We start from the raw sequence: 21,064 nt of genomic DNA, 5'->3' as shown, positions 1-21,064 counted from the left end.
GATACTACAGAGATGAAGGAGGTGCAATATTGTATGATAGCGAACCAGAGGAAGGAAAACCGGAGTGGATGATTCGCGCTGACAAAGCGGCAAGAAGACGACGCGGTATCTACAACTAAGAAAAAAGGGGAAATATGTATGAGAACAATTGCAATTATCAACTTAAAAGGCGGTGTGGCGAAGACCACATCAAGCATCAACATCGCTTATATCCTTACTACACGGGGATATAAGGTGCTTCTGGTGGATAACGACAAGCAGGGAGACTGCAGCAGGGGATTAAACCGCCGCACCTCAGATGGGGACGGCATTGATCGGATTATGACAGACCGGCATCCGGATATGCAGAGTCTGATCCACAACACAGATTATGAGGAACTGGATATCATCACGGCGAATCTCGGACTCTTGACCGCAAACATGGAAGTGACCATGGACCGCGTGAGACCGCAGCAGAACAGATTAAGAAAGGCATTGCAGCAGGTAGCAGACAGGTATGATTTTTGCGTAGTGGATAATGCTCCGGATATCAACATTTCGGTTATTAATGCACTGACAGCCGCTAATGATGTGCTGATTCCGGTTGAGGTGGATGATAACACACTGGAAGGCATGAACGAGCTCCTAGAACAGATTCAGGAAGTTAAGGAAGAACTGAATCCGGATTTGCAGAACGTACGCTGCTTCATAAGCAAGTATCAGAAAGGCAATCCGGCACACGTCCAGGGAGCAGAGATCATCAGAGATCGTTATCCGACGATGAAAACAATAATTCGTTTCTCTGGTGTAGTTGCAAGAAGCACCTTCATGCGTGCACCGGTTGCCCTCCACAGCTCGCGATCGGCAGCAGCAGAAGACTATGAGTTACTTGTTACTGAGTATCTGGATATGATCGGAGGTGCACAGGATGGCGAAATTTGACCTTAAGGGAATGCTCTCAGAACGTTCTTCACAGGAAATGACTATTCCAGAGCAGAAGACGGTATACCGTAATCCGGAAGATCTGATCCCGTCAAAGGATAACTTCTATAGCACCGAAGACACCGAAAAGCTAAAACAGTCCATTAAGGCACTGGGGATCCTGCAACCACTCCTGATCGAGGAAAGGGATGGCAAAGATTATATTTTGGCCGGACATTCCAGAAGAAAATGCTGTCTTGAGCTGATTGAGGAGGGGATGGACCGCTTCCGGAAGATCCCGTGCGTGTATAAGCCTAAGATCGAGCTGAGCACAGCATCTGAAGAAGACGAGATCATCCGGAAGATCATAATCATCCAGTCCAATACCTACCGTGAAAAATCCGACTGGGAGAAAATGACGGAAGCACTGCAGATGGAAGAACTGGTCAAGGAACTCCGCGAAAAAACAGATCTTGAGGGCAAGACAAGAGAGATTGTATCTGACCTGATAGGAGTCTCGTCTACCCAGATCGGAAGGTATCACAGCATCAACTCTAATCTGTCTGAAAGCCTTATGAACGCATTTAAGCAGAACAAGCTGAATATTTCCACGGCAGCAGAGCTTTCTGGCTTAAATGAGAAATACCAGACGCAAGCCTGCGAACTGTTAGAAAATGCCGGACAGCTTGCTCTGAACGATGCAAAACTCCTGAAAGCACAGCAGGAACAGGAAAGAAACATTCCTGGCCAATTAACAATAGAGCAGGTGCTGCATCCGCATAAACCGGAAGAAGTCAACACAGTCATTCCGGTAGATATCCAGATTGACCGGTTCTACGAATCCTTACGGAAGAACATAGAGACCTATGTCAGGAAATCAGACCTGAATATGACTACATACATGCTCAGCGCCCTGTACGGAACAGTACGTGTCCGAAACGGACACCTGAACTATCAGGGAAGCAAGGAAGGAATCATCTTCAATACTGGCTCTGATCAGGAAGAACTGATAAGCTGGACAGACTTCTCGAAGAAATTGATCGAGAAATACGGAAAGAAACAGAAACCGGTCAAAATGGCAGCAGTGGACGAACCTGAAGAACTGACGATAAAAGAAGCAATCACAACGTTTCATGATGAATTTCCTAATAAGTTTGCCCGTATGATGAGAGCAATCAGACCGGCAAAAAACAATCATGAATCAGCAGTCATGGCACAGAAAGTACTTGCTCCTTGTGGGTTTAGTTCGCTGAGCGGAAGCAGTGTAATGAATTATGAATTCCGCGGAATGTCAGCAGGTGCAAAATTCGAATGCAAGGGAAGAACTTTGAATACAAGTTACAGATATCTGGTTGAACAGGCAAGATTCATGTACGATCCATTCTCTCCTGAATTTGATGATCCGGAAGATCAATCAGCAGCAGGAGTACCGGACAATCTGCAGCAGGACGATTTTGTTGAAGCCACCAAAATCGAGGAACATATTGTTGAGAATAACAAAATGTCTGACCATGCCGGCGATATTACCGAGATGGCATCAGCAGATAGTTTTGAAATATCGATACAGCCACCATTGCCAGTTATGAAAAATAATGATCAGCGAAAAGAATGGCTGAGAAAATATAAAGAATGGGGACTGTGGTACACAGATGAACATATCGGAGCGAGGTACTACAAATATGATTTTGAAAACGGCACGCGTCTGATCGTAGAAGAATATGATCCGGAACCGGTTCACAATAGTCCGTGGGCACCGAACGAACCGTACTACATGCATCTTGTAGGCGGACCTGAACCGGAAAGAAATAATGGAATACCGAAATGGACGTATCATTCAAAATACAACAAGTACCCGAATAGCGAAACAGAACTTGTAGAGTTTCTGAAAGGAGTACAGAAATGAAGACTAAATGTACGGAATGTGAGTATCTGATAATGCATCACAGATCAGGAGGAATTTATTCTTCGTACGGACGGGGCGAATATTACTGCGAGCATCCGGTCTCCGAAAGACTTCCAGCAAAAGCTTTCGGAAGCAAAGCAAGATGCTTTGTATGTTTTGGAACAAATGAACGAGAAACCAGACCAACAATAAAAACAGCTCCCCGGTGGTGTCCGAAGAAAGAAAAAAGAAATGAGAAGAACAAAAATGGACGAAATTGTTGAGAATATGGCGGGTTACATCTGCGATCACATATGTCAGAGGCCAAAAGAGATCACAGATCAGGAGAAACTGGAAGATTACTGCGCGGAAGAATGTGAGATGAGACAACATTTCTGTAATATCCTGAACCAGTACAATAAGATCAACGATTTTGAAGAAAGCGAACTGCGTAAAATAATGACCAAATACCAGGAGATCGTCCTCTGTAAAGAGTGCGAGTACAAGGCATCCCACCCAGTAACAGATCTATCATATTGCAGGTCAGGAATAGGGATGGACGGAACATTAAAAGAAACTGACGGATGCAGCAGAGGAGCAAAGGTGTCCGAATCGGACACATCAAAATAACGGGTGCAATCTAAAATCCATATACAACACACCGGGGGAGGTACCTGTATACCTCTCCCAAAGAAAGGAAACACAATGGATCAGGAAGGCTTGCTGTTTCCGAAATCAACAACAAAGAAAAAAAGAAAGAAACATATGAAAAGCATTCTTCCCGGAGATCAGCCCGGTATCTGTTATCTCTGCGGCAGCAGGCAACGAATAGAAGATCATCATATCTTCTTCGGCACTGGCAGCCGGACAAAATCGGAAGAATATGGCATGAAAGTACATCTGTGTGCAGAATGTCACCGTGAAGGACCAGAAGCAGTGCACAGATACCGTGAAGCTGATCTGTATCTGAAAAGAACAGCACAGAGACAATTCGAAAAGGAACATACCCGGCAGCAGTTCCGGGAGATCTTCGGAAAGAGTTATTTATAGTCAGGAGGTAGAGAATGGAAAATAAAACATGTAAAACCTGCAGGGATAACGATGATGGTCTCTGCGACCGAAAAGGCATCCTGATAGAGGATGATGATACCTGTGATCACCACAGGAAGAACTGGAAAGATGTGATGCTGAAACAGTTCTTCCGGAACGATGAAAGGAGCGGAACGAGATGATAACGACAGTACTGGAGACACTAAAACTAATTATCTTACTGTTGATAATTATATATGCAATCCTTGCCGCGTGCGGAGCTGCAAGACGAAAAGATATCGCGGCTACAATCGTGCGGTGCACGCTCTGGATCACATGTGTAATAGGACTGAGGTAGCTTATGTACAAAGACACGATCACAAAAGAAATTATGCAGAAATGTATAGATCAGGGCATGACGCAGACAGAGATGGCGGTCAGCCTAGATACATCGTTTGAAACCATCCGCCGCTTGCTAAAGCGATATGACCTGAAACCGGCTTATAACCACGATACTGGGAAATACGACGAAGAGAAGATGAAACGGTGCCTGCAGCAGGGAATGACCGCAAAAGAAATAGCACAGGCATTTGGTGTGATCAGCACCACGGTTTCCAGATGGAAGAAGAAATACAATCTGGATATCCCGCCAACACCGAGAACACCACGCAAGAAGAAGGTTACGGAGTGTAAAACTTGTATCTACCGGGCACGCAACAAAGAACTGCCGTACGAATGTGATTATTACTCAAAGACCGGTCACACCCGGAACATGGGACAACCGGAAGAAATCTGTTCGAAATACGAAAAGGGAAAGAGAGGAAGAAGAAGTGGAAAAAGAAAAGTTTGATACCTGCAAACATGCAAAAAGAACCGGAAACTTTGCAGTATACACAAAACCCACCTGCAAACAGGCAACCATGATCCGCGGACAGCTGGTAGTCAGTAAAGCCAGATGCCTGAAATGCGAACTGTGGGAACCAAAGAAGACAAGGAGGAAGAAAGATGCTGATCAGAAGCCAGAATAAAGAAGTATTGACAAATCTTAATGCTTTGGCAGGCATTGAGATTGCAGAAGGACTTGTAAAAACAGTTATAACATCATATATCACTGGATGCAGTTATCTGCTTGGAGAATACAGTAACAAGCAAAAAGCTGTAAAGGTACTGGATATGCTCCAGAAAGCCCACGCAGAATATGAAATGCTTCGGCTGATGCCAGCGGGCATGGGCGGCATTAAAGTCACATACTATGAAAAAGTAGCTATCAATGAACTGAAAAAGAAACTTCAAGAGAAAACCATTTTCCAAATGCCAGAAGACAGCGAGGTGGAAGTGAATGATTAAAGGAAAAGCTAAAATGGAGTTCGGAACAGGCGATATCAGAATGACGGGAGCTCTTAGCAACAACATCGGAGCTTTGTGCTGCATTACACAGCCACCACATGAAATAGGCGAGAAAGTTCCAGTAGAAGATGAATGGGATCCGGTTCAGGCAGAAGTTATCTTGACATTTTCAAGGACAGAGAGTATTGATGCTCTTATAGCAGAACTACAGGATGTAAAAGCAATGATGAACGAAACCTACCCGTTAGAGAAGGGAAGAATCAGAGAACAGAATCTGGATTTTGACACGTTTATGCACAGACCTTAAGTGAGAATAGATATGAATAGAAGAGAGACGACAAAGATGTTATGCGAACTTTTAGAAAGACAGTATTTCTCCGGCATGGGGAAATACTGGGCGAAAGAAGTGAGCATTGATCCATGGGCGGCAAAAGGAAAGCCCAAAAGAGTAGATTACATGCAGTTCATTCCGGCAAATCAATGTTCTGTATCAGAAATAGAAAAGGGGATTTTCGTTTGCTATGAAATTAAAAGCTGTAAAGAAGACTTCTATAGTGGGAACGGGCTGAATTTTCTTGGTGAAAAGAATTACATAGTAACTACGATGCAGTGCTATAAAGAACTTCTGGAAGACATGCGGAACGGGAAGTTCTGGAAACATATACACGAGAACTTTCCAGAATCAGCTACACACGTCGGAGTGATGGTCGCGGTCCCGGAATATACAACGGCAGCAGATGAATTTGAATCACCTACTCCGATTAATACAGACAAGAAGTGGAAACTTGCAGTCGTGATGCCGTGTCATTATGGATTACGGAAGAAATCGATGATAGAGCTGTTATTTTGCATGCTGAGAAGCGGACATTGAGGAAAAAGCTAAAGAAATCACTAAAGTACAAGCGCCAAAAGACATTAATTACAATAACTGTGATTGTGAAGTAGATAATATGACGGTGTGGCCTAGTTTTAAGGAGGACTGAATATGGGATATTGCAAAATCGAATGCCCGGACGGAAAAACAGAGTGCTGTATCCACTGTGAGAGACAGGAAGGTTGCGATAACCGGTGCGACATGATGGACCGTTATGAATATGCGGAGGAGTGTGAGGAATATGAAACTGATTGATGCTGATTTATTAATCGAATCTATTCAGGCAACATTGAATATGGGAAGGGAGAGTTTTCCAGCATGTTTATTTTGCGAAGTCATTGACGAACAGCCGACAGTATTCGATACAGATAGGATTGTAGAACAACTTAAAGAGAACGCTTTTATGGTCGCTACAAGCAAAGAATTTTATTCTAATCCGCAAAACGGAGAACATGTAGAAGAAGTGATAAAATTAGAAGAGGCAATCAAAATCGCGGAAGGCGGTGGAACAGGATGAAACGTTTGATACACTGGATATTTAAGTCACGAAAGAAACAATGCAGACATTGCTGTATGACATGCAGGTATTGGGACATGTGTGTAAAGGATGAAGGTGAATAGTGATGACATACAAGAACCATGAAGGTTATCCGGATCCAACGCAGGGAAAGGCCATCAAGGCAGCAGGACACATGCCAACGCATATTTATAATGCTTTTACAGTCCTGAACAATACTGCTGGTCTTTTAGGTCTGGAGATAACAGGGATCAGAGATAAGAAAACAAAAAAGGAATGGAAACGGGGAGGCTGACATCGTGGATAAGAGAATTCTGGAAGAATACATAGATGCATGTGAGGTGATCAAAGAGACAGAGGCAGAGATCAGGAAGCTGGAAGACAAAAAGAGTATCACTGCAAATGAGACAGTATCTGGAAGTAATCCAGAATTTCCCTATAACCCACAGCATTTCAAGGTACAGGGAACGACATACTCTTATGCAGATGACAGCAGGCTCAGGGCAAAGAAAGAGATCCTGAGAAAGAAGAAAGCGAAAGCCGAAGAACTGAAACTGCAGGTGGAAGTATGGATGATATCAATCCCCTTCCGGATGCAGCGTATCATCAAGTATAAGATCTTCGAGGATATGACGTGGCAGCAGGTAGCAGATCGGATGGGACGGAAGACAACAGAGACAGGTTTGAAGAAAGAATTTCAAAGATTTTTCGAAAAAAATTAAAGTTTGTCACGAATGTCACACATGTCACGATGAAAGATGCTATAGTATATCCTGAACGAATTGGAGATAACCAATGCGTTCCATACGTACTTTCCCATATGAGTACCAATTATCCCTGAGGGAAAAGGTTATTGCTTATCCTGATGACTAGAGGCTGGTCCGAAAAGCATACCGGAACATAGCTCAGCAGCGTAGAGCAGAGGCATTTCAGCACTCGTGTCGGTGGTTCAAGCCCATCTGTTCCGATCACGTGAGGGAAGCGCGTGAATGCAGGTTTTCATAATAGTATCTCCTTAAAGAAGCGGAGCTGGCAGCAGTTCCGCTTTTGAATATTCAGGTGTCCAATTCGGACACCTTTTTATAAAATGTGTATAATGCGTATAAAAAACTTGACAGTGCGCATAGTGCGTATTATAATATAAACATAGAACAACAGAAAGGAGCACTGTTAAGATGCGGTTCAGAGAACTCGAAAAGATTTTACTGGCGGATGGATGGTATCAAGTAGCTCAGAAGGGTTCGCACCATCAATACAAACATCCGACTAAGCCAGGGAAGGTAACGATACCCGAACATGGCGGTGATATACATATGGATACAGTAAAATCAATTAAGCGTCAGGCTGGAATATAAAATCCAGCCGCGCTAATAATATATCTTAACATGATCCTAAATGAGAAGAGGAGGAGCAACAATGAAACTTATTTATCCGGCGGTCTTTTATCCGTTTTCAGACGGATCAGGAGGCTACACTGTAGAATTTCCAGATCTACCCGGATGCGTCACGGAGGGGAATGACCTTGAAGAGGCTTTTGAAATGGCCATTGATGCGGCAAGCGGATGGGTACTTGACGAGTTAGAAGAAGGTAATGAGATTCCTAAAGCATCTGCATATGCAGATGTAAAACCACGTGAAAACGGGCAGGTAAATATCGTATTGCTTGATATGGACAAATATGCAGAGCAGTATGGTGAAAAAGCAGTGAGAAAAAATGTAACTATTCCGGCATGGTTAAATACTTTTGCCGAAAAAAGAAAGATTAATTTTTCGCAGGTATTACAGGAGGCTATTTTAGCAAAAACACAGAAAGCGTAAAAAACATATTGAAACAAGAGAGGCACCCTTCGGGGTGCTTTTCTAATGCCAATTTTCGTACAGCGTGCACAGCACCAGCGCATACATACTTTAGGCATGGACTCACTGTATGTGTTAGCACCTCCTTTCGTCACGGTAGCAATCGGCTGTCGTGTATGGTACTGGCAGGACTGTATTTTAACAATTATCAAAAACGAAATGAATGAGAGGTGGTGAGGGTTGAATGAAAAGGTAAGAGCCCCCAATAGTGATCTCGCATATGTAGATTACTGCAAGGGAATGAAATATAAAGAAATTGCCGAGAAATACGGTGTAACAATAAATACAGTAAAGTCCTGGAAAACCAGATACAAATGGTCGAAAGATGACAAAAAAAGTGTGCACACAAAAAATGAAAAAGTGTGCACACAAAAATCTGAAAAGAAAAAGACTGCTGAAGACGAAGTTGAGTCCGTGATAGAAAATCCGGATCTGAACGATAAACAGCGGCTTTTTTGCATATATTACACACGCTGTTTTAACGCGACAAAAGCATATCAAAAAGCATATGGATGTAGCTACGAAAACGCAATGCAGAATGGCAGCAGGATGCTGAGAAATGACAAGGTAAAAGAAGAAATCATTCGCTTAAAGCAAAATCGTCTTAACAGAGAATTTCTTTCTGAAGCAGATATCTTCCAAAAATACATGGATATTGCATTTTCCGATATTACAGATTACGTGAAATTCGGAACGGAGAAAGTTCCCGTGATGGCTATGTACGGACCTGTACAGGTACAAGATCCAAAGACAGGAAAAAAGAAGACACTCATGGAAACTGTAAATATAATCCACTTCAAGGATTCGACAGAAGTGGACGGAACTATCATAGCTGAGGTAAAGCATGGAAAGAACGGATCAAGCATTAAACTTGCCGATCGGATGAAAGCTTTACAGTGGCTATCTGACCATATGGACATGGGAACAGAGGAACAGCGCGCCCGGATTGCACAGATGAGAGCACAGACGGACAAAATTACCGGAAACAATCAGGAGATTGAAAATTTGGATGACATAGAGGGCGAGATCTATGGCAGCAGCGAATAGATTTACCAAAAAGAAAACTATTTTATATCGCTTTTCTGAGAAACATAAGGAATATATCCGCAGATGCAAGGAGTGTTCCTATAACGTGGCAGAAGGCGCAGTTCGAGCTGGTAAGACAGTTGATAATGTATTTGCTTTTGCGCATGAGTTAAAGACTACACCAGACAAGATCCACCTTGCAACAGGGTCTACGATGGCGAACGCAAAAATGAACATTGGTGATTGCAATGGAATGGGACTTGAATGGATATTCCGCGGTCAGAGCCATTGGGGAAAATACAAGGACAATGAAGCACTATTCATCAAAGGGCCAGCAACGCACAACAAACAGAAGATTGTGATCTTTGCCGGAGGAGCTAAAGAGGACAGTTACAAGAAAATCCGTGGTAACTCTTATGGCATGTGGATTGCTACCGAGATCAATCTTCACCACGACAATACCATCAAAGAAGCATTTAACCGACAACTGGCAGCTAAGCACTTGAAAGTATTCTGGGATCTTAACCCGGATAATCCGAGAGCTGCTATTTACTCAGAATACATTGACAGATACCAGCGGCAGCAGGAAGAAGGGAACTTCCCTGGCGGCTATAATTACATGCACTGTACTATCTATGACAACATTAACATCACCTCGGAACGTCTGAAAGAAATAGAAAGCAGATATGATGTCAACTCTATCTGGTATATGCGCGACATCAAAGGAATGCGTGTTGTGGCAAATGGTCTGATTTTTCGCAGATTTGCAGATGATATCAGTACCAAGAAATTTGGCTTTGCATTAAAAGAGAAACCAAAAGATATCATGGAGATCAATCTCGGCATTGACTTCGGTGGTTCTGGATCAGGACATTCTTTTACTGCCACAGCAATTACGAGGGGATTTCAGATGGTTGTGCCTTTGGCATCTGAGTGGATCAACTGTAAAGATGAGAATGGCAATCCTTTGGAGATAGATCCGGATATGTTGGGAAAGATGTTCTGTAATTTTGTACAGAAGATACTAGGCCGGTACGGATATGTGACTGTAGTTTATGCAGATAGTGCAGAGCAGACTTTGATCGCAGGAATACGTAGTAGTCTTAGAAAAAATGGCCTTGGATGGATAAGAGTGGAAAATGCGTTAAAAACGGAAATTAACGATCGTATTAACGCAACTTCAATCCTTATGGCACAAGGCCGTTTCGCTTATATGGACGGTGAGTGCGATAGCCTTGTAACAGCACTGTGCACAGCAGTCTGGGATCCGAAAGAACTGACAAAGAATGTAAGACTCGATGATGGAACCAGTGACATTGACTCACTAGATAGTTATGAATATACGTTTGAGCGGCTGATCAGTCAGCTCATCAGGTACGGGTGATTAATATGAATTATACAAATATGTATCAGGCATTGCGTAAAATCCTGGACAAGGATGAGCAGATTGATTATGCAATGAGTGGGAGAACAGCAGAACATATTGAAATGTGGTCTGCACTATATAAAGACAAAGCACCATGGCTCAACGAAAATACACAGAGCGCGGGAGTTGCAGCAGCAGTGGCAGGCGAGATTGCACGATTGACTGTACTGGAAGTAAAAAGCGAGGTATCCGGAAGCGCGAAAGCCTCATACATTGATAGGGTGTATCAGAAAGTAATTGAAAAACTAAGGATTCAGGCTGAATATGCAGATGCAAAAGGCGGCCTGATCTTTAAGCCTTACGTAACTATGAATGGTATTTCTATCCAGTACATACAGGCAGACAATTTCTTTCCGTTAGAATTTGATACCGAAACAATCACAAGATGCGCGTTTTTGGATCAGTTCCGTCGGAATAATGAAATATACAGCAGAATAGAAGTACATACATTAAAAGATGGACTTCTAAATATTCGTAATAAAGCTTTTGTTTCCAGAACAGATGGAATGATCGGAACAGAGATACCGGTTAATTCGGTGCCGAAATGGTCGGATCTCGCACAGGAAATAACATTTTCCGGGGTGGAAAAGCTACCGTTTGGATATTTCAGAGTACCACTTGGAAACAACCAGGATTCAGAAAGTCCGCTTGGAGCATCAGTGTTTTCACGAGCTGTGGAACATATACAGGAAGCTGACAGAAGATATTCTCAAATCAACTGGGAATATGGAAGCAAAGAATCTGCAGTTCATATTGCACGAAGCTTACTGGGAACAAATCAGAGCACGGGCGAACCGATCTACCCAGCTGGCAAAAAGAGACTGTACCGGGCAGTTGAATATAATGCCGGTGCTGTTGACAAGCCTCTCATGGATATCTTTTCGCCAGACATCAGAGATGAATCGTATTTCAATGGGTGGAACCATCTAATGAGGATGATTGAATTTGAATGCAATCTGGCTTATGGAACGATTTCGGATCCGAATAACACGGATAAGACTGCGGAAGAGATAAAGGCAAGCAAACAACGGTCCTATTCTTTTGTACAGAGCTGCCAGACGGCGTTGCAACATGCCCTGGAGGATTTAGTAGATGCAATTGCATTCTGGTGCGATATCTACCATTTGTGCCCGTCTGGAACATATCAGACTTCCTTCGACTGGGATGATTCTATTGTGACAGATGTGGAATCTGAACGACAGTCAGACAGACAGGACGTTTCCATGGGAGTAATGCCGCTTTGGGAATATCGGAAGAAGTGGTACGGGGAAACCGAGGAACAGGCAAAGGCAGCAGTTCAACAGGTGGAAGATAACACGGTGATTGAATGACACAGGGAGAAATTGAAAAGCTGACAGTCAAAACGGAAAATATCTTTTCTGAGCTGGAAGTGAGGATCATGTCTGACATTGTTCGGCGAATAAAAGAAAACGGAGTGTCTACAGCTACTGCAGACTGGCAGATCAGCAGATTACAACAGCTTGGAATGGCGAAAGAGGAGGTTACAGCATGGATTCAGAAAGCGTTGGAAGCATCAGACAAAGAGATGGACCGCATCTTTTCGGACGAAACGTATAAAGAATATTACGGACATGCTCGGGCATACCGTATAGCGGACTTTCAACAGATACCATTTGACCAGAACACGTTTTTGCAGAGCTTGATAGAAACAACAAAGCAGCAGCTGATGAGTGAGTATCAAAATATAACCGGCTCTATGGGCTTTGCAATCAAGAATCCGGCAACCGGAAAGATAAGGTCATCTCCGTTATTGGATTATTATAGATCCACATTGGACAATGCAGTGATGGATATCCAGTCTGGAGCGTTTGACTATAATGCAGTTCTGAACCGGACGATTACGGAGATGACAAGATCGGGCATCCGGTACATAGAATATGATTCGGGACACCGGGATAGAGTAAATGTGGCAGTCAGAAGGGCAGTCCTCACTGGATTCAGGCAGGTGCAGGGAAAGATTAATGAACAGGTGGCTGCAGATCTCAATACAGATCAGTATGAAGTCAGTTATCACGTTGGAGCGAGACCTACACATCAGCCGTGGCAGGGACGCGTATGGACGATGCAGCAGTTAATCACAGTATGTGGACTCGGAGAAATAACAGGACTGAAGGGAATTAACTGTTACCATGACTATAAACCATTTCCTCCGGGATCAATAAGAACTTATACAGACGAACAGCTTACACGGATGCTAAAAGAGGAGAACACACCGAAAGAATACAACGGAAAGCAGTACACCACATATGAAGCACTGCAACAGCAACGGAAGATGGAACGCAATATGCGTGCGCAGCGCCAGAAGATAAAACTTCTTCAGGAAGGCGACGCAGATCCGGAAGATATCATTCTCGCAAAAGCAAAGTATCGGGGACAGATGCAGACTTATAAAGATTTTTCTGAGAAAATGAAGCTTCCGGAACAGAAACAACGCATTATGCAGGATGGCCTGAGAGGCAGGTTTATGCCGACAAAAGCTGAAAACGCAAAGGCAGAACAAATAACACAGGAGAAAATAGCAGAACAGGAAAGGCAAGCACATAAATCGAGGTTTTCAGAACATTTTACTGAGTTTAACAATGGACAAAAAGATGTTATTACTACAAGAAGGCTGATGAACAATCTGAATAAGTCTAATGTTGGACGAGAGACTGTAAAGTACATTTCAGAACATCCAGAACTGAAAATCAAAATGTGTTACAAAGTTGACACGCCCGAAAATACATTTGGAATGCAAATCAAAGATAATATTTATATCTATGCAACTAAAACTGCTACAGTCCAAAAGACGGCAAAAACTCTTGTACATGAAGTTACGCATCACAGATATGATATTGGCGGAAACCAATGGTCTGAATGCGTTTGTAGGGCACAGGAAATAAAGCACCGAAAAGGTGTTGACAAATTGACCGGTGAAGAGCTGCGTGATATAATTAAATCAGTGAAGAGGGATTATCCGGATTATAAATGGAGGTAGCTATATGAACGAAGTAGAGGAATTGTTTCAAAGAATTAAAAAAATGAGAAATGGTGAAGAAGTAATGTGCAACCATTGCAAAAAGGGAGTAATGATCCCTGTAGGCGATTGCAAAACAACAAAATGTTTCCGATGCGATAATTGTGGGACAAGATTAAACATGGACTAATACCACCAGTCAGAAATGGCCGGTGGTATTTTTATACTCAGAAAGGAGCATTTTCAATGAGAAAAGAAAAAGTATGGGATAAATGGTCTGATTTTTTGCTGATTTCAAGGATATCCCTTATTTTATCAGTGCTTTCGTTAATAGCTGTAATACTGCACTGATTTCATGACGGTAGGCACCTAAAAATGCCAGAATTGAGATAATAAGAGCTAAAATATCTACCCATTTGTCCAGCAGATATCGTTTGATGCTAATAGAATTAAACTCTTTCTGATGTCTGCCGGTGTGAGTAAGAGTAGCAGAAAGCAGTATATTTCCAGAAACTCGGCGCGTAGTTACATAGCCTTTTTCTTCGAGATAATCAATGCACGCAAGCATTGCATCACGAGATAAAAAATCCGGAAATTCTTTATTGACAGAAAAAGTACAGTTTGGACAATTCAAAATGTACTGTAGAACTTTTTTTGATGTTTTATCGAGCATCATATCACCTCCTGAACTCAGTATAACAGAGCAGGAGTATTTTAGAAATATTTAGATGGTTTACTTGCCGGAGCTTATGCTCTGGTATTTTTATACACTTTTTTAAGAAAGAGAGGAAGAAAAAATATGAAATTTTCAGAAGCATTAAAACTTATGAAACAGGGAGCAAAAGTGAAACTTCCGTCATGGGGCGGATATTGGTATTGGGACGCAGAAAAAGAAACGATTATGATTCAGTGCCGCCCACAGGATAATGGCGAAAAAGGAGAATTGCTCGACATTCGTGAGACACAGAGTGTGGAATACACAACTATGAATCTGCTCTCTGACGAATGGGTTGTAGCAGATGAGAAAAATTGTCCGGTTCTGGGAGGAAAGGCAACATTTAGTTTTGGAGAGGCTATCAAGTATCTGAAACGTGGCATGAAAGTAGCTCGTGAAGGCTGGAACGGTAAGAAACGGTATATCCAGCTTGCAACTGGGATTTCTTACAGGGCAGCAGACGGAAAACTTGTAAATTGCGAACATGAAGCCATTGGCAATATGGCCATTGCTTTTGTTGGAACATCTGGTGTACAGATGGGATGGTTTGCATCCCAGGCAGACATGCTTGCGGAAGATTGGAAATTTGCGGAGGAATAAGAGCATGAAAAAGAAAATTGTAGCAGTAATTGTACTGGTACTTCTGATCTGTATCACAGTGACCGGATGCACAGAAGCAAATCAGGTAAGTTACAACATTTCCAAAGAAGCAGATAACTTCAATGTAACCAGAAAGCTTACGGTCCTGAACGCAAGGACAGATACTATTCTTCTGGAACTGACAGGAACATTCGCACTGAAAAACAATGATGCAAATGAACTGGAAGTGATCATTGAGACAGCAGAGAACAAGTATCAGAAAGATTATGTGTACTTGAATGATTATACGATGTATGTAGTTGAAGACATTTCCGGAGCATCTGTGGACAAATATCATTACGAAATCAATTTCCTTCCGGAATTTGGATTTAAAGCAACCCACGATGACTGATTTTGCGCCGGCGCAATGGAGGGAGGTGAGAATGATGAGGTACCGAAAGAAACCCTTAGTTGTGGAAGTTTTCCAGCTGACGGACGATCCGGAATATGAAGCCCCACCATGGTTCACCCAGGCTGTGGCAGATGAAAGGTCTGGATTGACCGGAGCCTAAATGACGGACATATACCTGTATACGGCTGTACAATCCAGACACCGGAAGGCAGGATGCATGCCAAGCTGGGGGATTACATCATCCAGGGTGTAAACGGGGAGCTGTATCCCTGCAAGCCGGATATCTTTCTGAAGACTTATGAAAAAAGTCTAGGAAGGAGACAATCCTAAATATCTCGGAGCTGTCCGTGAAACAGCAGACCAGCACGCAGAGAAATCTGGGTGTTATTTTTGTGTTTTCGTCAGCTGATCAGACGTAAAACAGTCGGTAATCCGTGGCTCACACACGTAAATCAAGAGTAAAAGAAAGGAAAAGAAAAAATGAAAAGAGAAGATTTAACAGCACAGGGATTGACAGCAGAACAGGTTGAGTTTGTTATGTCAGAGTATGGGAAAGAAGTGAATCCTTTGAAAGCAGAAAGGGATTCCTATAAGACTCAGCTGGATACGGCGCAGGCTTCATTAAAAGCTATGGAGGGGATTGATGCAGCCGGGCTGCAGACAAAGGTATCCGATCTGACAAAGCAGCTTCAGGGCAAGGACGCAGAGATCGAGAAGATCAAGTCCGATTATGCCTTTGATGCATCAGTGAAAGAAGCTATCCGGAAAGCTTCTGGACGGAATGAAAAAGCAATCATGGCTCTTTTGGATGTGGATACTTTAAAAACATCTAAGAATCAGACACAGGACATTGAAGCAGCAATCACAGCCTTAAAGAAGGATAATGATTATCTGTTTCAACAGGCAACTACGATTCCTCGTGTAGTTTCTTCGACCACAGGAATCAACAATGAAGCACAGACTAAAAAAGAGCAGGCAAATGAAGCACTCAGAAGCCTACTCGGAAAAGGAGAGTAAAGAATGCCAGTAAATATTACAAACAGAGCGGATGCAGAGGCAATTATCCGTGAACAGGTCGTATCCAGTATCTTTCAGGATGCACCGAAAAATTCTGTATTTATGGGAATGGCAAGAAAACTTCCCAACATGACATCCAATCAGACAAGAATCCGTGTACTGGATTTCTTACCGACTGCCTACTGGGTAGATGGTGATACCGGTATGAAACAGACCACCAGACAGGCGTGGGACAATGTATATCTGAATGCTGGAGAGCTGGCGGTTATCGTACCGATCCCAGATGCAGTACTTTCTGATGCAGAGTTCGATATCTTTGGAGAGATCACTCCACGTGTTATGGAGGCAATTGGTCAGAAAGTAGATGCAGCAGTTATTTTTGGAGATAACCGCCCGAGAGAATGGCAGGCAGATCTTGTTACTCTGGCAAGACAGGCAGGAAATAATGTTTCTCCGACAGCAGGAAAAGATTATTACGATCTGATTCTTGGCGAGAATGGTGTGTTTGCGAAAGTAGAAGAAGATGGTTATGGAGTTTCCGGAGCTATCGCACCGATGAATTTCAAGGCAAAACTCCGTGGACTTCGAGACACCACAGGCCAGCCGATTTTCAAAAGCAATATGCAGGATGTAGCAAGATATACCCTGGATGGCGCGCCGATTACATTCCCGGAAAATGGCGGATTCTATCCTGAAATTGCACAGCTTGTGGTTGGTGATTTTAGTCAGGCAGTGTATTCCATTCGTCAGGATGTAACTGTCAAGATCCTGGATCAGGGTGTTATTCAGGATCCGACTACAAAGGAAATCGTCTATAACCTGGCACAGCAGGATATGACAGCACTTCGCATTGTATTCCGCATGGGCTGGGCTCTTCCAAATCCGGCGACCAGAATGAACGAAGACCGTACCGGATGTGCATTTGCATATCTTGAACCAGGCACCCCTCTTGTTACCCAGAAAGTTACATTTACAGTAACAGATGGCAAGGAATCCAGTCCGACGGTTTATGAGGGAGTACGTATCAATGTAGATGGAGCTATCCTTGTGACCGGTGACAACGGAAAAGCAGAATTTAATCTGCGTGAAGGTACATACACAGCGAAGATTACCAAGAAAGGATATATCCCTGTGACAGAAACGTTCACTGTAGCAAAAGCAGCGGTAACAAAAGATATTACGCTTGTAGAACGCGCCTGATAAGGGGGTGGTCGAATGTACGCATCATACGGTTATTACGAAACTACTTACCTGATGGGACGAAAACCTAAAATCCAGGAAGAGGATTTTCAATTCTGGGAGAAACAGGCTGAGCGTGTACTAAACCAGTACACATTCAGCCGTCTGACTTCCGATTTCGGGCTTATCACAGATGATGTGAAAGATTGTACCTGTGAGCTTTTGGAACTCCTGTATCAGGCAAATAAGAGCACACAACAGGCAGCAGAACAGGGTGGTGTTTTACAGTCCTATTCCAATGACGGAGAATCCGGGACTTTTGACTTGTTGCAGTCAATCTTCACGGAAGAAGGAAAAGCAAGAAAAACAAAAGAGATCATACACAGATACCTGGGAGATACCGGACTTTTGTATCAGGGGGTGTGAGCATGAATCAAAATTATGTTCATACCATTACTTTATACAACCGGATCCAGGCAGCAGACAGTAAAGATAAAAAGGAGCACTGGAAAAAAACAGTGCTCCATAATTGTTTTTGGAAGTCTGTCATTAATACCGGATTTAGCGGAACGCAGGCAAGTGTACAGAACTCCTATGTAGTGCGAATCCCAGAGGATGACCGGTATCTGCCATATGCGGAATATAAAGCCGATCCAGAGGGACATTTTACAGCGTCTCAGGGAGACATCGTGATCTACGGAGAATGCCCGGAAGAGATCACTGGAGAATCCGGGCAGACGTTCTCACAGGTGCTAAACCGGTACAAACCGGAAGCGTTCAAAGTAACCGCTTTCTCGGACAATACAAAATTTCCAATTGCAAAACATTACCGTTTGGGAGGCTGATGCTGTGAAAGTGAAATTTAACTGGAATAAGCCTGGCAATCAGATTACAAAAGAAATGACTGGCGGGCGGCAGGGAATGCTTTTTTTGGCAACTACGGCGGCGAGACTGATGGATCCGTATGTGCCGGCAGACAACCTCGTGCTTGCGCAGGATATTACGATCAGCGCAGAGGAAGATGTTGGACATGTGACTTACAACAGCCCATATGCTCACTATCAGTATGAAGGCGAGCTGTACGGTCCAAACTATCCTATTTCAGACGGCGGAGAAGTTGTGGGATTTTTCTCGCCTCCTCATAAGACACCGACAGGTAAAAAACTGGAATACAGTACGTTCCGGCATCCGCTGGCAACAGACCACTGGGACAAAGCTATGATGACCGCGAGAAAAGAAGATCTGGCAAAATCTTATGAAGAATACCTGAAACGGAGGTAAAGAATGGCAAAGCACGAGGCAATAAAAATATATTTTGAACCTAAAGTGGAAGAACTGGCCGGAAATATATTAAGTTTCAACTTTTCTCCAGAATCGGAAGACAGCATTTCGCTGATCACGAATTATTCAGATAAGGTCAGAAAGAGGTATGTTACCGGTGATGTACAGAAAGAATACGGATTCACGATCATTATTGTGAAGTCCTATTCTACAGGATGCGACGATCTGAATCTGGAAGCAATGAATTTTGCACAGGCATTCATGGACTGGATGGATGAGCAGGATGAAAAACGGAATTATCCGGATTTCGGGGGAAACTGCACAGTTGAAAAGATGGAATGCCTTCAGAATATGCCAAACCTGTCAGGGGTTAACCAGGACGGGACAATGGCACGTTACATGATACAGGCAAGAGTGATTTACAAAGAAAGGAAGAAATGATTATGAAATTGACAAGAGAAGCATTAGCTCATTTCCTGGATTCGTCATGGAAAAAAGATCCGACGAAAGCAGAGTGGGAAATTGTCGGAGAAGATATAGAAGACATGTCTGTCGACCTGAATCCGGATGTGTCTTCGAAAAAAAATATTCTTGGAAAAAACAAGATAAGTGATAAAGGATACGAGCCGTCAATCAGCGCGGATCCGTATTACGCAGATCCATCTATGAAAATTTATCCACATATCCGTGAAATTGCAATGGATAGATTAAAAGGCGATGCATGCAAAACGGTTATGCTTGAGGTTATCGTGGAAGACACAGAAGCAACAAAACATCTTGCATATGCACAGGAAGTACTTGTGAAACCACAATCCTATGGTGGTGATTCAGAAGGGGTCAACTTCCCATTCAACATCCATGAGGATGGCGACCGCATCAAAGGCTATGTAACCAATGAATCTCTCAAATCTAAAAAACCGGTATTTACAGAAGGAGAGATTACAGCGTAAAAGAAAGAGGGGTGTCCGAATCGGACACCCCTGAATTTTGGTAGAAAAGGAGAAGGCCATGGAACAAACTATTACACCAAACAAAATGAATACAATGGTTATCGATGATGGTAGTAAGACTTATACGATCGAAAACAAACAGGGGAAAAGCCTTGCGGAATTTTGCTTTCGTCCGGCAGATACCAACATTATCAGCCGCTACAAGGAAGTATCGAAATTCTTCCAGAATTTTGTCGTCACAGAAGAAGATCCGGATATACAGAAATATGAAAAACAGGTGATTGAACAGATGAACTATCTGGTAAACGCAGATGCTGGAAGTGCATTCTTTGGTATCATGGGACCATTTTCACCAATGCCGGATGGAACATTATTCTACGAAACGTGCCTGGATGCAGTATGTAATGTGATCAATCAGGAACTGGACGTTCGACTGGAAAAGATGCAGAAACGTACTGGCAAATACACAAAGAAATATTACAAGCCGAAACGGAGAAAAAAATCATATCATGGACGATAAATGGAGATTACCACATTCAATTGAATTAAACGGAGAACCGTATGACATCCGGACAGACTTCCGGGCAATACTGGATATTCTTCAGGCAATGTCAGATCCTGAATTAACGGAACAGGAAAAGAATGTGGTGATGCTTCAGATTTTGTATTGTGATCCGGATGATATTCCGGAAGACTGTCTGGAAGATGCCTTGTTGAAGGGTAAAGAATTTATTGACTGTGGCATTTCGGAAGAAGAACGCGCATCAAGAATAAAACTGATGGATTGGGAACAGGATTCACCGATCATAGCGCCAGCGATCAACAAGAATATCGGAAAAGATATCAGATCATTGAAATATATGCACTGGTGGACTTTTATGGGCGCATATTTGGAAATCTACGAAGGATTATTCCATCAGGTTCTTATGATCAGGCAGAAAAAAGCAAAAAATAAAAAGCTGGAAAAATGGGAAGCGGAATTTTACCGCAACAACAGGAAATTGATTGATCTGAAAAACAGTGGTCAGGAACGCTCACAGGAAGAAAAAGATGCGCTGAGAGAGTTATTCGGCTACAAGAAGAAAACGAGGTGATT

General features: G+C 42.9%; 35 protein-coding genes and 1 tRNA gene. 35 read left to right on the top strand and 1 reads right to left on the bottom strand.

Annotation, left to right across the window (positions count from 1 at the left end; all coding sequences use genetic code 11):
• Nucleotides 1-138 precede the first annotated feature (138 nt).
• The 23 genes from BQ7344_RS05000 to BQ7344_RS16140 all read left to right on the top strand — a co-directional run bounded on the left by BQ7344_RS05000 (nucleotide 139) and on the right by BQ7344_RS16140 (nucleotide 14,025).
• Nucleotides 139-921, top strand: a complete 783-nt coding sequence (locus BQ7344_RS05000; RefSeq protein ID WP_072521683.1) for a ParA family protein — start codon at nucleotides 139-141, stop codon at nucleotides 919-921.
• Nucleotides 908-2,803, top strand: coding sequence for a ParB/RepB/Spo0J family partition protein (locus BQ7344_RS04995; protein ID WP_072521682.1), 1,896 nt, complete (start codon nucleotides 908-910; stop codon nucleotides 2,801-2,803). Before BQ7344_RS05000 ends, BQ7344_RS04995 begins: the two co-directional genes overlap by 14 nt.
• Nucleotides 2,800-3,066: a hypothetical protein gene (locus tag BQ7344_RS04990; RefSeq protein ID WP_072521681.1), complete on the top strand. Its 267-nt coding sequence runs from the start codon at nucleotides 2,800-2,802 to the stop codon at nucleotides 3,064-3,066. Before BQ7344_RS04995 ends, BQ7344_RS04990 begins: the two co-directional genes overlap by 4 nt.
• Entirely contained in the window at nucleotides 3,035-3,412 is a 378-nt protein-coding gene (locus BQ7344_RS16275) for a hypothetical protein (protein WP_200793034.1), read from the top strand. Before BQ7344_RS04990 ends, BQ7344_RS16275 begins: the two co-directional genes overlap by 32 nt.
• Nucleotides 3,413-3,547: 135 nt before the next feature.
• On the top strand, nucleotides 3,548-3,832 hold the full coding sequence (locus BQ7344_RS04980; protein ID WP_235816045.1) for a hypothetical protein: 285 nt from the start codon (nucleotides 3,548-3,550) through the stop codon (nucleotides 3,830-3,832).
• A gap of 14 nt (nucleotides 3,833-3,846) precedes the next feature.
• On the top strand, nucleotides 3,847-4,014 hold the full coding sequence (locus BQ7344_RS16150) for a hypothetical protein (RefSeq protein WP_159431357.1): 168 nt from the start codon (nucleotides 3,847-3,849) through the stop codon (nucleotides 4,012-4,014).
• A gap of 158 nt (nucleotides 4,015-4,172) precedes the next feature.
• Complete coding sequence (locus BQ7344_RS04975; protein WP_072521678.1) at nucleotides 4,173-4,661, top strand: helix-turn-helix domain-containing protein; 489 nt, start codon at nucleotides 4,173-4,175, stop codon at nucleotides 4,659-4,661.
• Complete coding sequence (locus BQ7344_RS04970) at nucleotides 4,642-4,839, top strand: hypothetical protein (protein WP_072521677.1); 198 nt, start codon at nucleotides 4,642-4,644, stop codon at nucleotides 4,837-4,839. The genes BQ7344_RS04975 and BQ7344_RS04970 overlap by 20 nt, the downstream gene beginning before the upstream one ends.
• Nucleotides 4,817-5,158 carry a hypothetical protein gene (locus BQ7344_RS04965; protein ID WP_072521676.1) on the top strand — a complete coding sequence of 114 codons (342 nt, stop codon included), beginning with the start codon at nucleotides 4,817-4,819 and terminating at the stop codon, nucleotides 5,156-5,158. Before BQ7344_RS04970 ends, BQ7344_RS04965 begins: the two co-directional genes overlap by 23 nt.
• A complete protein-coding gene (locus BQ7344_RS04960) occupies nucleotides 5,151-5,465 on the top strand; it encodes a hypothetical protein (protein ID WP_072521675.1) in 315 nt (104 codons plus the stop codon). Before BQ7344_RS04965 ends, BQ7344_RS04960 begins: the two co-directional genes overlap by 8 nt.
• Nucleotides 5,466-5,540: 75 nt before the next feature.
• Complete coding sequence (locus BQ7344_RS04955) at nucleotides 5,541-6,029, top strand: hypothetical protein (RefSeq protein ID WP_235816044.1); 489 nt, start codon at nucleotides 5,541-5,543, stop codon at nucleotides 6,027-6,029.
• A 114-nt stretch (nucleotides 6,030-6,143) separates the two neighbouring features.
• Nucleotides 6,144-6,287, top strand: coding sequence for a hypothetical protein (locus BQ7344_RS16145; protein WP_159431356.1), 144 nt, complete (start codon nucleotides 6,144-6,146; stop codon nucleotides 6,285-6,287).
• Nucleotides 6,274-6,549, top strand: coding sequence for a hypothetical protein (locus BQ7344_RS04950; protein ID WP_072521673.1), 276 nt, complete (start codon nucleotides 6,274-6,276; stop codon nucleotides 6,547-6,549). Before BQ7344_RS16145 ends, BQ7344_RS04950 begins: the two co-directional genes overlap by 14 nt.
• A 106-nt stretch (nucleotides 6,550-6,655) precedes the next feature.
• The gene (locus BQ7344_RS04945; RefSeq protein WP_072521672.1) at nucleotides 6,656-6,844 is read left to right on the top strand and encodes a hypothetical protein; all 189 of its coding nucleotides are present in this window, start codon (nucleotides 6,656-6,658) and stop codon (nucleotides 6,842-6,844) included.
• A gap of 4 nt (nucleotides 6,845-6,848) precedes the next feature.
• Entirely contained in the window at nucleotides 6,849-7,271 is a 423-nt protein-coding gene (locus tag BQ7344_RS04940) for an RNA polymerase subunit sigma-70 (RefSeq protein ID WP_072521671.1), read from the top strand.
• Between the two features lie 172 nt (nucleotides 7,272-7,443).
• Nucleotides 7,444-7,517 (top strand) — tRNA-OTHER (locus BQ7344_RS04935).
• Nucleotides 7,518-7,724: 207 nt separating this feature from the next.
• Entirely contained in the window at nucleotides 7,725-7,904 is a 180-nt protein-coding gene (locus BQ7344_RS04930) for a type II toxin-antitoxin system HicA family toxin (RefSeq protein ID WP_072521670.1), read from the top strand.
• A 61-nt stretch (nucleotides 7,905-7,965) separates the two neighbouring features.
• Nucleotides 7,966-8,367 carry a type II toxin-antitoxin system HicB family antitoxin gene (locus tag BQ7344_RS04925; RefSeq protein WP_072521669.1) on the top strand — a complete coding sequence of 134 codons (402 nt, stop codon included), beginning with the start codon at nucleotides 7,966-7,968 and terminating at the stop codon, nucleotides 8,365-8,367.
• Nucleotides 8,368-8,586: 219 nt separating this feature from the next.
• Complete coding sequence (locus BQ7344_RS04920) at nucleotides 8,587-9,453, top strand: terminase small subunit (protein WP_235816043.1); 867 nt, start codon at nucleotides 8,587-8,589, stop codon at nucleotides 9,451-9,453.
• Nucleotides 9,437-10,816 (top strand): terminase, encoded by a 1,380-nt coding sequence (locus tag BQ7344_RS04915; RefSeq protein ID WP_072521668.1) that lies wholly within the window; start codon nucleotides 9,437-9,439, stop codon nucleotides 10,814-10,816. Before BQ7344_RS04920 ends, BQ7344_RS04915 begins: the two co-directional genes overlap by 17 nt.
• A 5-nt stretch (nucleotides 10,817-10,821) precedes the next feature.
• Nucleotides 10,822-12,189 carry a phage portal protein gene (locus tag BQ7344_RS04910; RefSeq protein ID WP_072521667.1) on the top strand — a complete coding sequence of 456 codons (1,368 nt, stop codon included), beginning with the start codon at nucleotides 10,822-10,824 and terminating at the stop codon, nucleotides 12,187-12,189.
• A complete protein-coding gene (locus BQ7344_RS04905; protein ID WP_072521666.1) occupies nucleotides 12,186-13,856 on the top strand; it encodes a phage minor capsid protein in 1,671 nt (556 codons plus the stop codon). Before BQ7344_RS04910 ends, BQ7344_RS04905 begins: the two co-directional genes overlap by 4 nt.
• 4 nt (nucleotides 13,857-13,860) lie before the next feature.
• On the top strand, nucleotides 13,861-14,025 hold the full coding sequence (locus BQ7344_RS16140; RefSeq protein ID WP_159431355.1) for a hypothetical protein: 165 nt from the start codon (nucleotides 13,861-13,863) through the stop codon (nucleotides 14,023-14,025).
• Nucleotides 14,026-14,142: 117 nt separating this feature from the next.
• Here BQ7344_RS16140 and BQ7344_RS04900 read toward each other — a convergent pair whose 3' ends face one another.
• Nucleotides 14,143-14,511: a hypothetical protein gene (locus tag BQ7344_RS04900; protein WP_143143537.1), complete on the bottom strand. Its 369-nt coding sequence runs from the start codon at nucleotides 14,509-14,511 to the stop codon at nucleotides 14,143-14,145.
• Nucleotides 14,512-14,634: 123 nt separating this feature from the next.
• Between BQ7344_RS04900 and BQ7344_RS04895 the strand changes: the two genes are divergently transcribed.
• The 12 genes from BQ7344_RS04895 to BQ7344_RS04840 all read left to right on the top strand — a co-directional run bounded on the left by BQ7344_RS04895 (nucleotide 14,635) and on the right by BQ7344_RS04840 (nucleotide 21,062).
• Entirely contained in the window at nucleotides 14,635-15,150 is a 516-nt protein-coding gene (locus tag BQ7344_RS04895) for a DUF2829 domain-containing protein (protein ID WP_072521664.1), read from the top strand.
• Nucleotides 15,151-15,154: 4 nt separating this feature from the next.
• Nucleotides 15,155-15,541, top strand: coding sequence for a beta-sandwich lipoprotein (locus BQ7344_RS04890; protein WP_072521663.1), 387 nt, complete (start codon nucleotides 15,155-15,157; stop codon nucleotides 15,539-15,541).
• Nucleotides 15,542-15,572: 31 nt separating this feature from the next.
• A complete protein-coding gene (locus BQ7344_RS16645; protein ID WP_255367438.1) occupies nucleotides 15,573-15,701 on the top strand; it encodes a hypothetical protein in 129 nt (42 codons plus the stop codon).
• Between the two features lie 320 nt (nucleotides 15,702-16,021).
• Nucleotides 16,022-16,558, top strand: a complete 537-nt coding sequence (locus BQ7344_RS04880; RefSeq protein ID WP_072521662.1) for a phage scaffolding protein — start codon at nucleotides 16,022-16,024, stop codon at nucleotides 16,556-16,558.
• A 3-nt stretch (nucleotides 16,559-16,561) separates the two neighbouring features.
• Nucleotides 16,562-17,758, top strand: a complete 1,197-nt coding sequence (locus BQ7344_RS04875; protein ID WP_072521661.1) for a phage major capsid protein — start codon at nucleotides 16,562-16,564, stop codon at nucleotides 17,756-17,758.
• A 15-nt stretch (nucleotides 17,759-17,773) separates the two neighbouring features.
• Nucleotides 17,774-18,163: a head-tail connector protein gene (locus tag BQ7344_RS04870; RefSeq protein WP_072521660.1), complete on the top strand. Its 390-nt coding sequence runs from the start codon at nucleotides 17,774-17,776 to the stop codon at nucleotides 18,161-18,163.
• Nucleotides 18,164-18,165: 2 nt separating this feature from the next.
• Entirely contained in the window at nucleotides 18,166-18,582 is a 417-nt protein-coding gene (locus tag BQ7344_RS04865; protein ID WP_072521659.1) for a DUF6751 family protein, read from the top strand.
• Between the two features lie 4 nt (nucleotides 18,583-18,586).
• Nucleotides 18,587-19,018: a minor capsid protein gene (locus tag BQ7344_RS04860; RefSeq protein WP_072521658.1), complete on the top strand. Its 432-nt coding sequence runs from the start codon at nucleotides 18,587-18,589 to the stop codon at nucleotides 19,016-19,018.
• 3 nt (nucleotides 19,019-19,021) lie between these two features.
• Nucleotides 19,022-19,459 carry a hypothetical protein gene (locus BQ7344_RS04855; RefSeq protein ID WP_072521657.1) on the top strand — a complete coding sequence of 146 codons (438 nt, stop codon included), beginning with the start codon at nucleotides 19,022-19,024 and terminating at the stop codon, nucleotides 19,457-19,459.
• 2 nt (nucleotides 19,460-19,461) lie between these two features.
• Nucleotides 19,462-19,968 (top strand): hypothetical protein, encoded by a 507-nt coding sequence (locus BQ7344_RS04850; protein ID WP_072521656.1) that lies wholly within the window; start codon nucleotides 19,462-19,464, stop codon nucleotides 19,966-19,968.
• A gap of 58 nt (nucleotides 19,969-20,026) precedes the next feature.
• Nucleotides 20,027-20,488, top strand: a complete 462-nt coding sequence (locus BQ7344_RS04845) for a hypothetical protein (RefSeq protein WP_072521655.1) — start codon at nucleotides 20,027-20,029, stop codon at nucleotides 20,486-20,488.
• Entirely contained in the window at nucleotides 20,478-21,062 is a 585-nt protein-coding gene (locus BQ7344_RS04840; protein ID WP_072521654.1) for a Gp15 family bacteriophage protein, read from the top strand. Before BQ7344_RS04845 ends, BQ7344_RS04840 begins: the two co-directional genes overlap by 11 nt.
• Nucleotides 21,063-21,064: the final 2 nt, after the last annotated feature.

This window comes from Blautia sp. Marseille-P3087 (assembly GCF_900120195.1).
In the GTDB taxonomy this organism is placed as follows: domain Bacteria; phylum Bacillota; class Clostridia; order Lachnospirales; family Lachnospiraceae; genus Blautia_A.
This window is presented reverse-complemented; position numbering and strand designations above follow the sequence as displayed.